Genomic DNA, 12,754 nt, shown 5'->3' on the forward strand with positions numbered 1-12,754 from the left:
CGGCCGTTCCACTCACATCGGTGCGGCAGGAATCACCCGAATCGGCCTGGGCCGGAATCATGCGATCGCGGGGTGACTGACGCCGAGTGAACACCCTCGGCTGTCCGGGTCGAGGCGGGCTAGGGATCAAGGTGCGGTGGTACATCGCTGGCGGCTTCCCGCCAACCCCTAGGAGGTGCTGTGAGCGTCCTTTCCGTTCCCCGGGTTTTCTTTCGGGGTCAGATGACCTTCAATCCGGCGACCATGAACAACAACGGCCTGTTCCCGACGTACGACTTCAGTAAGGCGGAGCTGAACTGGGAATACCTCAAGGACAAGGGCATCACTCCGGGAAATTTCCGGGAGGCCTTTCCGAAGTGGGCGTTCAGCATGCAGAAGGGCAAGGGGTCGGACGGGGGCGACGTGTGGGAGCCGCCTTCGGGGTGGAGCGCCTACGGCGGCAACGACTGGTGGTTCCACGTGCAGCCCCGCGACGCGCCGGACGGCAAGGGCGTCTTCACCACCGTGACCGGGGGGCAGACCGCGTACGGAGCGGATCCGTCGCTCTCGGGCGACCCGCTGCTCGGCGCCGTCGTCAACCTGGCCGGGGACTCGTTCCCGATCGCCGACCTCACCCCGGAGGAGCAGGCCGGCGACGGGCAGTTCCCCCGGGCGGCGTTCCATACCAGCGCGAGCATGGCGGACAACAATCCGGATTCGGTCTGGAGTCCGTGCTTCTTCGCCAGGCGAATCCAGATCGGCAGCAGAACCAGCCCCGAGGGATTCTTCTACGGCGACATCGACAAAGTCCTCCAACTGCCGGCGCGCTGGCAGAATTTCAGCCGCAACCTGAATCTGAAAGGGGACGTCTACCGTGACGGGGTCGGTGCCACCGTCGTCCAGGCGTGCGTGAGCCGGGACAATCTCCAGTTCACCTCGGGCGATTCACTGCTGCTGAACACGCTCAAGAAGGAGATGGATGCCCAGAAGGCCCGCGGAATCATGATGCGGTACTCCGTCTATCTGACCCGCTATTTCAACGGGCCCGACTTTGCCAAGTGTGCGAACCAGAAGGAAAGGTTCGAGCAGCTGCTCAAGCTGTGGGAACAGGACCTCAAGGCGGGGAATCCGCCGCGTCGGAATACCTGTGTCTCCCGGGTGGTCGGCACGATCGGCCTGTGGCACGAGAACGAGCCGGCTTCGGTACCCGGCGGGCGTTTCCTGGCGCCGGCGAACTCGGTGAAGGTCCTCGATTCGGAGAAGAATCCGGTGGACGCCTGGTTCGGGCCGGCGGTGGCGGAGGTCCACCGGAATGCCGGGGGCACCCGCTACGTCAGCCTCGACCTGGGGGCCACGATCCCGGAGAAGGACGCCAGCGGTGACAAGGAGACGTCCTTCGGAACTCTGGAGCTCGTCGTCGCCGGCGCCGCCACCATCGAGACCGTGGCGGAGATCAAGCCCGATGTCTACGACAGGAGCGGCTACGAGCTGACCTCCGGCATCATCGACGTGCCGGTCGACGGCAAGGTGACCGACGCGGACCTGGCCGACGGGGTCCTGGGCATCCGGTGCAAGCCGAATGCCGAGCAGGTCACGATGCTGACGGAGAAGGTGCTCACGGCCCAGACCGAATTGCGCTCGATCTACGTCGACCAGAGCGACAAGGGCCGGGTGGTGGTGGTCGAGGTCCGGGAGCGGGGTGCGATCCCCATCAGAAAGGTCGGGCTGGTCGTCCAGCAGTACCTGCCGGACCCGCCGCCACCCATGCAGAACGGCTCCTCCTGGAAGAAACCGGAGAAGAAGGAGGAAGTCCTCACCATCACCAAGGTCGGGCCGGTGGCGAACGGCCGCGCGGAGATCGAGTTCACCGCGGTGAGCGGTCTCGAAGCCCCCAACCTCCCGGTCATCGCCTTCTTCCCCTACTACCTCGACGAGAGCCCGGCCGTTCCGCCGGAAAGGGTGGGGTACACCGGAGCGCCGTGGTCCTTCGTCTCGGCGTTCTACTGCTGCGTGCGGATGCTGCCCTTCGACGACCTGCTCCCCGCGGACTTCCGGAAGTACTGCGACGAGCACCACGACGACCCGGCCGCCGCCTGGGACTACGTCTACAAGCATGTGCTCTACGTGTACGACATGATCTTCCCGGTCATGAAGTACTACGCCGCGCTCGACCTGGGGGACAGGACGGCCGTCGAACGGAACATCGACCAGATCCTGGAACTGTCCTCGGTCTCCATGGCGAACTCCTCGCTCTACATGCCCGTCACCAGGGACCTGTCCAGCGGCAAGCGCAAGGTTCTGGAGATGTACCGCACCCTGCTCAGGACCGGAAAGCCGAAGGAGGTCACCTCATGACCTTCGAGGACGACATCAAGAAACTGCGGGAGATGCTGCAGAGCGCCTGCCTGGTCGAGTTCTCCACCATCCCCGCCTACCTGACGGGCTGGTGGTCGATCAAGGACCGTCGGAGCACCGCGGCCAAACTCATCCGGGAGCTGGTGACCGTCGAGATGCGGCACCTGTCGATCGCCGCGAACGTCCTGATCGCCACCGGGGCCGACCCCGACATCAAGGCCGTCGCCTCCCTCCCCTATCCGCGCTTCTTCAGTGCCCCCGGCCCCATGGAGATCCAACTCCAGCCCTTCGGGGACTCCTTCCTGGCCATGGGCATGTGCATCGAGTCCCCGGGGCCCGTCGACGAAGGGACCCTGCCGGAGGGGCTCAGGGCCGCACTGCCGGTCACCGCCGAGTTCGACCCGCGGCGGCACACCCCGATCCTCCCCGACCCGGGTGAGACGATCGGGCAGTTCTACCGGGACCTCATGCAGCACCTGAAGGACTGCGTCCACCTGTACGGGGAGAAGGTCGTGTTCCCGGCCGGGCGCCTCGACCGCCAGTACGCCTACTTCGGGCAGGACTGCATCACCGTGGAAGGCCTGGACGACGCGCTGACGCTCATGCAGGACGTCATCTGGGAGGGCGAAGGGGACGGCGGCGGAATCCTGGACTCCAACCGTGACCTGTCGCACTACTTCACGTTCCACGAGCTGAGCGTCGGAAGGTTCTACCGGCAGGACGACAAACCGCTCGACCCCACCGGCGACGGCTTCCACGTCCCGAAAGGGGACGAGGTCGTGAACTCACTCGTGAACCCCAAGCTGGCGAACTACGAGGAGAGTCCGGACGCCCTCAAGGCCGCCCTCGGCTTCACGGAGCTCTACCAGAAGATGATCACAGACCTGGACTCCGGGTTCCGAGGACGCCCGGCCCTGGTCGACGTGGCCGTCGGACGGATGCGCCAGCTTCTCGCCCGCGCCGACGAGGTGCTGGTCTGCAAGCTGAAGGGCATGGACTACTACTCGGCCCCGACCTTCGAGCTGCCCGACCAGTGAGCCGGCGGTGCGGCGGACCCCCGGCTCCTCAAGGCTCCCTCCCGCCGATGCCCGGCGGGCCGTCACCCGCCGGGTGGGTGGCTCGTTGAGCCGGGTGCGCCGCCCCGCGTGCGCAGTGGTAGTCGGAAGCGGCCTGAGGGAGTCTGCGGTGTCCACCGTCACCAACCCGTTCACCGGTGGCTACGCCCCGGTGGAGGAGGAAGTCACGGCCTTCGACCTGCCGGTCACGGGGACGATCCCGGCCGAGCTCAACGGCCGGTACCTGCGCAACGGGCCCAACGGGATGCGGCCGGAGGACCCGCGGCCGCGGCACCTGTTCGCCGGGTACGCCATGGTGCACGGGGTGCGGCTGCTCGACGGGCGGGCCCGGTGGTACCGCAACCGGCTGGTGCGCAGCGCCGCCGTGGCCGAGGCGCTGGGGGAGCGGCCGCGCCCCGGCGCCGTGCCGCGGATCGCCGACGTCGCGCCCAACACCCACGTGATCGGGCACGCCGACCGCACGCTCGCGCTGGTCGAGGGCGGCTTCCGCCCGTACGAACTCTCCTACGAGATCGAGACGATGGGGGCCGGCGACTTCTGCGGCACGCTGCCTGACGGGTTCGCCGCCCACCCCAAGCTCGACCCGGTCACCGGCGAGCTGCACGCGATCACCTGGCAGCGGGACGACAGCGAGCGGCTGCGCCACCTGGTGGTCTCCCCGGAGGGCGTCGTCGTGCGCGCCGTGGACATCCCGGTCCCGCACCGGCCGGTGGTGCACGACATGGCGCTGACCCGGAACTTCGCCGTCGTCCTCGACCTCGCGGGGCGCGTCAGCATGCCCGACAACCTGGCACGCAAGACGTATCCGGCGGTCTGGGACGAGACCCGCGGCGCGCGGGTCGGGCTGCTGCCCCGCAACGGCACCGAGGTCCGCTGGTTCGAGGTCGAGCCCTGCTTCGTCTTCCACACCCTCAACGCCCACGAGGACGGCGACCGGGTCGTCGTCGACGTGGTCCGCTACCCGAGGATGTTCGCGGGCGGCGCGGTGGACGGGCAGAGCAGCCCCTCCCTGGACCGCTGGACGGTCGACACCGTCTCCGGCACGGTCACCGAGACCCGGCTGGACGACCGGCCGCAGGAGTTCCCGGCGGTCAACCCGGCGGTGGTCGGCGGCGCCCACCGCTACGGCTACTCCACCGTGGCCACCCCCCTGCTGCGCCACCTCGCCGCGACGGCCGACGACCTGGACGCGCTGCCCCCGGAGGCCGCCGGGGACGCGCTGATCAAGCACGACCTGCGCCGGCAGTCCAGCACCGTACGGCAGTTCGGCGCGGGCCGGTACACCGGTGAGGTCTCCTTCGTGCCGAGGGAGGGCGCCCGCGGCGAGGACGACGGCTACCTGCTGACCTACGTCCACGACCCCGAGCGGGGCGCGAGCGACCTGGTCGTCCTCTCCGCCGAGGACTTCACCGGCGCCCCGCTCGCCACCGTCCACCTGCCGGTGCGGGTGCCGGCCGGCTTCCACGGCAGCTGGATCCCCGACCCCGTCCGAGAGGACTCCCAGTGAACACTCCGGCTGTGACCGCGCCCTCCGTGACCGCGGCCTCCGTATCCGCCCCGGCCGAGACCGTCGCCCGGCTGCGCGCGGCCTTCCGCACCGGCCGCACCCGGCCGCTCGCCTGGCGCACCGAGCAGCTGGCCGGGCTGCGCGCCCTGCTGACCGGCCACCGCGAGGAGATCGCCGAGGCCCTCCACGCCGACCTGCGCAAGCCGCGCGCCGAGACCGACATCGCCGAAGTCGACTTCACCGTACGGGAGATCGACCACACCCTGCAGAACCTGGAGCAGTGGCTGCGCCCCGAGCCGGTGCCCGCCGCCGCGCTCACCCGGATGCCGCCGGGGACCAGCGCCCACACCGGCCACGCCCCGCTCGGGACCGTCCTGGTGATCGCGCCCTGGAACTACCCGGTGCAGCTGCTGCTGGTGCCGGTGGCGGGCGCGATCGCCGCCGGCAACACGGTGCTCGCCAAGCCGAGCGAACTGGCCCCGGCCTGCTCGGCCCTGCTGGCGCGGCTGCTGCCCCGGTACGTCGACCCGGCGGCGATCGCCGTGGTGGAGGGCGGCGGGGAGACGACCACCGCCCTGCTCGCCGAGCGCCTCGACCACATCCTCTACACCGGCAACGCCCGCTTCGGCCGGACGGTGCTGCGGGCCGCCGCCGAGCACCTGACCCCGGTCACCCTCGAACTGGGCGGCAAGTCACCGGTGTTCGTGGACCGCGGCGTCGACCCCGGGGCGGTCGCCGCCCGGCTGGCCCGCGCCAAGTTCGCCAACGCCGGGCAGACCTGCGTGGCCCCCGACTACCTGCTGACCGACCCGGCCACGGCCCGCGCGCTGGAAGGCGCCCTGGCGCGCGCCGTCACCGAGCTGTACGGCCCCGACCCGGCGCGGTCACCGGCGTACGGGCGCATCGTCGACGAGCGGCACTTCGACCGGGTCGTCGCCCTCCTCGACTCGGGCCGTACGGTTTTCGGCGGGCAGCACGACCGCGCGGACCGCTACATCGCGCCCACCCTGCTGGCCGAGGTGGAGCCGGACGCCCCGGTCATGCGGGAGGAGGTCTTCGGCCCCGTCCTGCCCGTCGTCGAGGTCGCCGGCCTCGACGAGGCCATCGCCTTCATCAACGACCGGGACCACCCCCTCGCCCTCTACGCCTTCACCGGGGACGGGCACGCACGCCGCCGCCTGGCCGAGGAGACCGCCTCCGGCGCCCTCAACTTCGGCCTCCCGGTGGCCCACCTGGGCATCCCGGAACTCCCCTTCGGCGGGGTGGGGGAGAGCGGCTCCGGCCGCTACCACGGCCGCTGGTCCCTCGACACCTTCAGCCACCGCCGGGCCTGCCTGGACGCGCCGCTGGCCTGAGTGGCCGGGTCCGGATCCCCGAGCTAGTAGTCCCAGGACATCGTGGCGGTGATGGCGGTGAGGACCAGCCAGCCGATGAGGGGGAGGGCGAGGGTGAGGGCGAAGGGCCACTGGGCGGTGATGAGGATGATGCTGCCGAGGACGGTGAAGAGGACCAGGAAGGGGAGGACGGCGAGCGGGAGCGCCCAGCTGACGAGGCGGCGCAGGAGGAGGCCGTAGACGGCGAGGACGGTTCCCGTGCCGACCAGGAGGGCGAGCTTGAGGGTGGTGAGCCAGGGGGTGCTCTGGACGGTGGAGCGGTGGCCCTGGTGGGAGAGCTCGACCACGCGGCCCCGCCAGAGGGTCAGGTCCACGTTGACGCCGTTCTCCAGGCTGTCGTAGAGGCCCTCGGTGACGCTGTAGGTGGCGGTGGGCACCGTCTCGCGGGAGACGGTCAGGCCGTAGGTGGTGGAGTCTCCGTTCGAGTCGGTCTTCTTGGCCGTCACCCGGCCGGTCTCCTGCTTGGTGCAGTTCGCGCCGGGTGCGGTGGCGGGGGCGCCGCAGACCGGGGCGCCGCGGTAGGCGAGCGCCTCGTCGTAGGTGTCGACGAACCAGGAGAAGCCGAGGGCGACGGTGGACAGGCCGATGACGACCAGCAGGGCCTGGGCCACGATCCGGGCGGCCGGGGTGACGGACCGCCGGCTGTGGTGCCGGGGGCGGCGGGGTGGCGGGGTGGCCGCCTGGTCGGTCGGCGGAGTCGGAACGCGGTCGGTCGGCGGCTCACTCATCGTCGTCGCTCAGCGCCGGCCCCGCCAGCTCGCGCTCCCGGTGCAGCCAGTCCCGGAGCTCCGCCGTCTCCCGCAGCCCGTCGCCGCCGGCGACCCTGATCCGCGCGTCCATCGCACTCCCTCGGCCTCGCCCGGGCGCCTCCCGGGTTCAGTCGGGATGATGGCAGGGGCCGGCGGTGGCGGGGGAGTGGCCTGGCGAGCTTGTGACCGACTTGTGGAACTCGGCCGGGGCGTGGGGCTGGTGGCGTGCCCGGCGGTGGGTCAGGGCAGCAGCAGGCCGGCGAGTTCGTCCAGCAGTTCGGTGACCCTGCGTGCCTTCTCCGGGTCCGGGACGGCCTTGGCGATGACGGGCTCGGCGGGCCGGGCGACGTGGGCGCGGATGGCGTGCCGGGCCGACTCGGAGACGGTCAGCAGGGTGCGGCGCCCGTCGGCCGGGTCGGCGGCGGCGTCGAGCAGGCCGCGTTCGCGCAGCCGGGCGACGGAGACCGAGACGTGGCTCTGGGCGAAGCCGGTGCGGACCCGGATCTCCTGGACGGAGGTGGCGGGGTGGCGGTACACGTCGGAGACCACGGCGATCTCCCCGGCGCTGAGCTGCTCGGCGGCCGGGTCGGTGATCATCGCGCGGCCGAGTTCCGTCAGCCGCTTGCCGAGTCTGAGGAGTTGCACGCCGTCCATGCCCGCAAGAATACATCTTCACCGATATATCTCCACCAATACATCTTCACTGATGCATCGGCGCCGATGTAGATTGCCGAGCATGACGACCTCCGAACCGCTCAGCCCGGTCTCCCGCACCGCCCTGTCCGTCGCCCGGGTGCGGGCCTACGAGAGCTCCCGACCCGACCCGCTCTTCGTCGACCCGTACGCCCTCGCCTTCGTGGACGCCGCCGGCCTCGAACCCGCCCTCTCCGGCCCGGTCAGCAGCCTCGCCAAGGCCCTCGTTGCCCACGGCATCCTGCGCACCCGTTTCTACGACGACCGGCTGCCGGCCGCCGGCGCCGACCAGGTGGTGGTGCTGGCGGCGGGCCTGGACACCCGTGCCTACCGGCTGGACTGGCCGTCCGGTACCCGGGTGTTCGAGCTCGACCTCGGCCCGGTGCTGGACTTCAAGCAGCAGGTCCTGGACGGCCTCGGCGCCGTGCCGAAGGCCCGGCGCACCGCCCTGCCCGTCGACCTGGTCGACCCGCGGTGGCCCGAGCGGCTGGTCGCCGCCGGCTTCGACCCGGCCCGGCGCTCGGTCTGGCTCGCCGAGGGCCTGCTGGTCTACCTCGCCCCGGACGAGGCGGCCGGGCTGCTCACGGCGGTGGCCGGGCTGGCGGCCCCGGGCAGCCGCCTCCTACTGGAGCAGGGCGGGGACGTGAGCCGCACACCGCAGGACCCGGCGCTCACCCACCTCACCGGGCTGTGGCGCGGCGGGCTCGGCCCGGGCACCGGCGACTGGCTGGCCGGGCACGGCTGGACGGTGGAGACCACCGCCCTGACCCGGCTCGCGGAGACGTACGGGCGCCCGCTCCCGGACCCGTCGACCACGAGGGCGTTCATCGAGGCGGAGCGGCGTACCGCGGACTGACGCCGAGGCCTGACGGGCTGTCACTCCTGGTCGGCGGGCTGGGGCGGCCAGGTGTCCGGGGCCAGGACGCCGGTGGTGTAGGCGCGGGCGACCAGGGCGGTGCGGTTGGGGACGCGCCAGCGGCGGGAGAGCCGGGCCAGGTGGTAGTTGACGCCGTCCGGGGTGATGCCGAGCGCCCGGGCGATCTGCGCGGTGGTGTCGCCCCGGGCCGCGGCGGCGAGGATGCGGGCCTCGATCGGGCTGGCCTCGGCCCGGGGGCCGGACGGCGGGGCCTCGGCCGCGGGCTCCGCCGCCTGTAGCGACAGCAGGAGGTTCGGGGTCTGCTCCGGGGTGTCGCTGACCAGGTCGACGGTCATCTCGCCGTGCCGCTCGGTGCCGCCGGCGGGCGTCCAGGAGACCCGGGCCGGGTACTGCGAGCGGCGGTGCAGCCGGACGGCCTCGGTGAGCGCCTCCAGGGTGCCGGTGTCCCGCAGGGTGAAGAACTCCAGAATCCTACGGTGGCGCAACTGGCCCGGCAAGCAGCCGAATTCGGCTGCCATCGCGCGGTTGACGATCAGGATCTGCCCGCCGAACTCGCACACCGCGATGGGCATCGGCACGTGGTCCATCAGCCGCAGCGCCCGGTTGCGCCAGATCACCGCCGGGTCCAGGCGGCCGCCCGGCAGGGGGGCGCAGTCCTCGGTCGATCGCATCGGTGGTTCTCCTCTCCGGGGCCAGGGCTGACGGTTCGTGGGCAAGCCCGTCGGAGCCCCTGGTACTACACAATCATGTAGTGATCGGGGTCTGACCTTCCGCCCGGTGGGCGCACAGTGGTGGAAGACCGAAGTTTTCCTGCCGTGGGAGGGGCCACAGCGATGACCGAGACCGTGGAGAGCACGACCGAGGGCCAGTGGACGGCCGAGGACGGGTGGACGGCCGGCGGCGAGCGGGCGGACGGGGCCGGGAGCGGTCGGGCCGTCCCCCTGGTGGACATCTCGTCGGCGCCGCCGATCGCCGCCCCGATGCTGCGCACCATGGAACTGGCCAGAGAGCACGGCCCGGCCTTCGTCCAGCGGCTGCACGGCCGGGACAGCCTGATCGTCAGCGGGCTGGAGCTGGTCGAGGAGCTCGCCGACGAGACCCGGTTCACCAAGTCGATCGGCCCGGGCCTGGAGAACGTCCGCCAGTTCACCGGCGACGGCCTGTTCACCGCCTACAACGACGAGCCCAACTGGGCCCGGGCGCACGACATCCTGATGCCGGCCTTCGCGCTCGGCTCGATGCGCACCTACCACCCGGTGATGCTGCGGGTGGCCCGCCGGCTGGTCGACTCCTGGGACCGCCGGGAGGCCGCCGGACTGCCGGTGGACGTGCCCGGCGACATGACCCGGATGACCCTGGACACCATCGGACTGGCCGGCTTCGGCTTCGACTTCGGCTCCTTCGAGCGGGACGAGCCGCACCCCTTCGTCGAGGCGATGGTGCGCTGCCTGGGCTGGGCGATGAACAGGCTCACCCGCGACCCGGAGGCCGACCACCGCGAGCGGGACACCGCCTTCCGGGCCGACGCCGACTACCTGGCCGCCGTGGTGGACGAGGTGATCGCCGCCCGCTCCGCGGAGGGAACCGCCGGGGAGGGAGCTGTTGGGGAGGGCGAGCAGGCTCCGGCCGAGGACCTGCTGGGCCTGATGCTCGGCGCGGTCCGCCCCTCGGACGGGACCCGGCTGGACGCCGAGAACATCCGCAACCAGGTGATCACCTTCCTGATCGCCGGCCACGAGACCACCTCGGGCGCGCTCTCCTTCGCGATGTACTACCTGGTCAAGCACCCGACGGTGCTGCGCCAGGTGCAGCGCGAGGTGGACGGGCTCTGGGGCGACCAGGCCGACCCGGAGCCCTCCTACGAGGACGTCGGACGGCTGCGCCACACCCGTCAGGTGCTCAACGAGGCGCTGCGGCTGTGGCCGACGGCGCCCGCGTTCAGCCGGGAGGCCCGCGAGGACACCCTGCTCGGCGGCCGCATCCCGCTGCGCGCCGGGGAGACCGTCTTCGTCTCCACGCCGATGCTGCACCGGGACCCGTCGTGGGGCGACAACCCGGAGCTGTTCGACCCGTCCCGGTTCGACCCCGAGTGCGAGGAGGCCCGCTCCCCGCACGCCTTCAAGCCCTTCGGCACCGGCGAACGCGCCTGCATCGGACGGCAGTTCGCGCTGCACGAGGCCGTCATGCTGCTCGGCATGCTGGTCCACCGCTACCGGCTGATCGACCACGCCGACTACCGGCTGACCATCAAGCAGACGCTCACCATCAAGCCCGACGACTTCACCCTCGGTCTCGCCCGGCGCACGCCCGGCCGGGCCGCGACCGCCTCCGGCTCCACCGCTGCTGCCACCGGCACCGCCGAGCGGCCCGGGACGGCCGGGCGGGTCCGCCAGGGGACCGGGCTGCTGCTCCTGCACGGCTCCAACTACGGCGCCTGCCGGGAGTTCAGCCGACAGCTCGCGGAGGCCGCCGCGGACCTCGGCTGCGAGACGGAGACCGCCCCGCTGGACGCGTACGCGGACGGGCTGCCCACCGACCGGCCGGTGGTGATCACCGCCGCCTCGTACAACGGGCAGCCGACCGACGACGCGGCCCGGTTCGTCCGGCGCCTCCAGGAGAGCGGGGAGGGGCAGGAGCGCGGGACGGCCGAGGGCGTCGAGTACGCGGTGCTCGGCATCGGCGACCGCACCTACGCCGCGACCTACCAGCGCGTCCCGGGGCTGATCGACGACCGGCTCGCCGCGCTCGGCGGCACCCGGCTGCTGGCCCGCGCCGAGGCCGACGCCTCCGGCGACCTGGCCGGCACCGTACGGCAGTTCACCGCCGAGCTGCGCGAGACCCTGCTGGCGCGCTACGGGGACGCCGACGCCCCCGCCGAGGCGCGGCCGGCGGCCGCCTACTCGGTGACCGAGGTGACCGGCGGCCCGCTGGCCGCGCTGGCCGCCCGGCACGGCATGGCGGAGCTGACCGTCACCGCCGTCGGCAGCCTGACCGACCCCGCGTACCACCGGGTCAAGCGGCTGGTCCGGCTGGCCCTGCCGGAGGGCACCGGCTACCGGACCGCCGACCACCTCACCGTGCTCCCGGCCAACGACCCGGCGCTGGTCGAGCGCGCCGCCAAGCTGTTCGGCGCCGACCTCGACACGGTGCTGGGCATCGTGGCGCACCGGCGCACCGGACTGGCCGTCGACCGCCCGCTGACGGTGCGCGAACTGCTCACCCGCCACGTCGAGTTGCAGGACCGGCCGAGCGCCGAGCAGCGCGCCGCCCTGGCCTCGCTCAACCCCTGCCCGCCCGAGCAGGCCGCGCTGCGGGCGCTGCCCGAGGACGACCCGCGCACCCTGCTGGACCTGGTCGAGGACCACCCGGCCCTCCAGGGGCGGCTCGGTTGGCCGGTGCTGCTGGAGCTGCTGCCGCCGATCCGGCCGCGGCACTACTCGATCTCCTCCTCGCCCGCCGGCGACCCGGGTCGGGCGGAGCTGATGGTCTCGGTGCTCAGCGGGCCGGCCCGCTCGGGCCGGGGCACCTTCCGGGGCACCGGCTCCGGCTACCTCGACCGGGTGGCCGTCGGCGACACCGTGCTGGCCCGGGTCCAGCCCTGCCGGGAGGCGTTCCGGATCGGCCACCGCACCCCGGTGGTCATGATCGCGGCCGGCACCGGCCTGGCGCCCTTCCGGGGCGCCGTCGCCGACCGCCGGGCGCTGCTCGCCGAGGGGGCCGGGCTCGCCCCGGCGCTGCTGTACTTCGGCTGCGACGACCCGGACGCGGACTACCTGCACCGCGGTGAGTTGGAGGCGGCCGAGCAGGCCGGCGCGGTCTCGCTGCGGCCCGCCTTCAGCGGGCGGCCGCGGGACGGGCGGCGCTACGTGCAGGACCGGATCGCCGCCGAGGCGGCCGAGGTCTGGGAGCTGCTCGAAGCCGGTGCCGAGGTGTACGTGTGCGGCGACGGCGCCCGGATGGCGCCGGGCGTCCGGGAGGCCTTCCGGACGCTGTACCGGGAGCGCGTCCCGGGCGCGGACGAGCAGCGGGCGCAGGCCTGGCTGCAGGGGCTGATCGAGGCCGGGCGGTACGTCGAGGACGTGTACGCCGGCTGACGGCTCACCCCTCCTGACACGGCCGTGGGC

9 protein-coding genes are annotated in these 12,754 nt (G+C 72.3%); 6 read left to right on the plus strand and 3 right to left on the minus strand.

Annotation, left to right across the window (positions count from 1 at the left end):
• Positions 1–180: 180 nt before the first annotated feature.
• The 4 genes from ACFRQN_RS18105 (at position 181) to ACFRQN_RS18120 (ending at position 6,272) form a co-directional block, all read left to right on the plus strand.
• Entirely contained in the window at positions 181–2,334 is a 2,154-nt protein-coding gene (locus ACFRQN_RS18105) for a hypothetical protein (RefSeq protein WP_380741162.1), read from the plus strand.
• Positions 2,331–3,371, plus strand: a complete 1,041-nt coding sequence (locus tag ACFRQN_RS18110; RefSeq protein WP_380741163.1) for a ferritin-like domain-containing protein — start codon at positions 2,331–2,333, stop codon at positions 3,369–3,371. The genes ACFRQN_RS18105 and ACFRQN_RS18110 overlap by 4 nt, the downstream gene beginning before the upstream one ends.
• A 148-nt stretch (positions 3,372–3,519) precedes the next feature.
• Positions 3,520–4,917: a carotenoid oxygenase family protein gene (locus ACFRQN_RS18115; RefSeq protein ID WP_380741164.1), complete on the plus strand. Its 1,398-nt coding sequence runs from the start codon at positions 3,520–3,522 to the stop codon at positions 4,915–4,917.
• Between the two features lie 11 nt (positions 4,918–4,928).
• Positions 4,929–6,272 (plus strand): aldehyde dehydrogenase family protein, encoded by a 1,344-nt coding sequence (locus ACFRQN_RS18120; RefSeq protein ID WP_380741165.1) that lies wholly within the window; start codon positions 4,929–4,931, stop codon positions 6,270–6,272.
• Between the two features lie 23 nt (positions 6,273–6,295).
• Here the strand turns inward: ACFRQN_RS18120 and ACFRQN_RS18125 are convergent, their stop codons facing one another.
• Complete coding sequence (locus tag ACFRQN_RS18125; RefSeq protein ID WP_380741166.1) at positions 6,296–7,039, minus strand: hypothetical protein; 744 nt, start codon at positions 7,037–7,039, stop codon at positions 6,296–6,298.
• Positions 7,040–7,300: 261 nt separating this feature from the next.
• A complete protein-coding gene (locus ACFRQN_RS18130) occupies positions 7,301–7,714 on the minus strand; it encodes a MarR family winged helix-turn-helix transcriptional regulator (RefSeq protein WP_380741167.1) in 414 nt (137 codons plus the stop codon).
• 82 nt (positions 7,715–7,796) lie between these two features.
• On the opposite strand from ACFRQN_RS18130, the gene ACFRQN_RS18135 reads away from it, so the two are divergent.
• Positions 7,797–8,609 carry an SAM-dependent methyltransferase gene (locus ACFRQN_RS18135; protein ID WP_049651750.1) on the plus strand — a complete coding sequence of 271 codons (813 nt, stop codon included), beginning with the start codon at positions 7,797–7,799 and terminating at the stop codon, positions 8,607–8,609.
• A 20-nt stretch (positions 8,610–8,629) separates the two neighbouring features.
• On the opposite strand, the gene ACFRQN_RS18140 is transcribed toward ACFRQN_RS18135, so the two are convergent.
• The gene (locus tag ACFRQN_RS18140; protein WP_380741168.1) at positions 8,630–9,301 is read right to left on the minus strand and encodes a helix-turn-helix transcriptional regulator; all 672 of its coding nucleotides are present in this window, start codon (positions 9,299–9,301) and stop codon (positions 8,630–8,632) included.
• A 162-nt stretch (positions 9,302–9,463) separates the two neighbouring features.
• Here ACFRQN_RS18140 and ACFRQN_RS18145 point away from each other — a divergent pair, with 162 nt between their 5' ends.
• Positions 9,464–12,724: a bifunctional cytochrome P450/NADPH--P450 reductase gene (locus ACFRQN_RS18145; protein ID WP_380741169.1), complete on the plus strand. Its 3,261-nt coding sequence runs from the start codon at positions 9,464–9,466 to the stop codon at positions 12,722–12,724.
• Positions 12,725–12,754 lie beyond the last annotated feature (30 nt).

This window comes from Kitasatospora sp. NPDC056800 (assembly GCF_042789775.1).
GTDB lineage: Bacteria > Actinomycetota > Actinomycetes > Streptomycetales > Streptomycetaceae > Kitasatospora.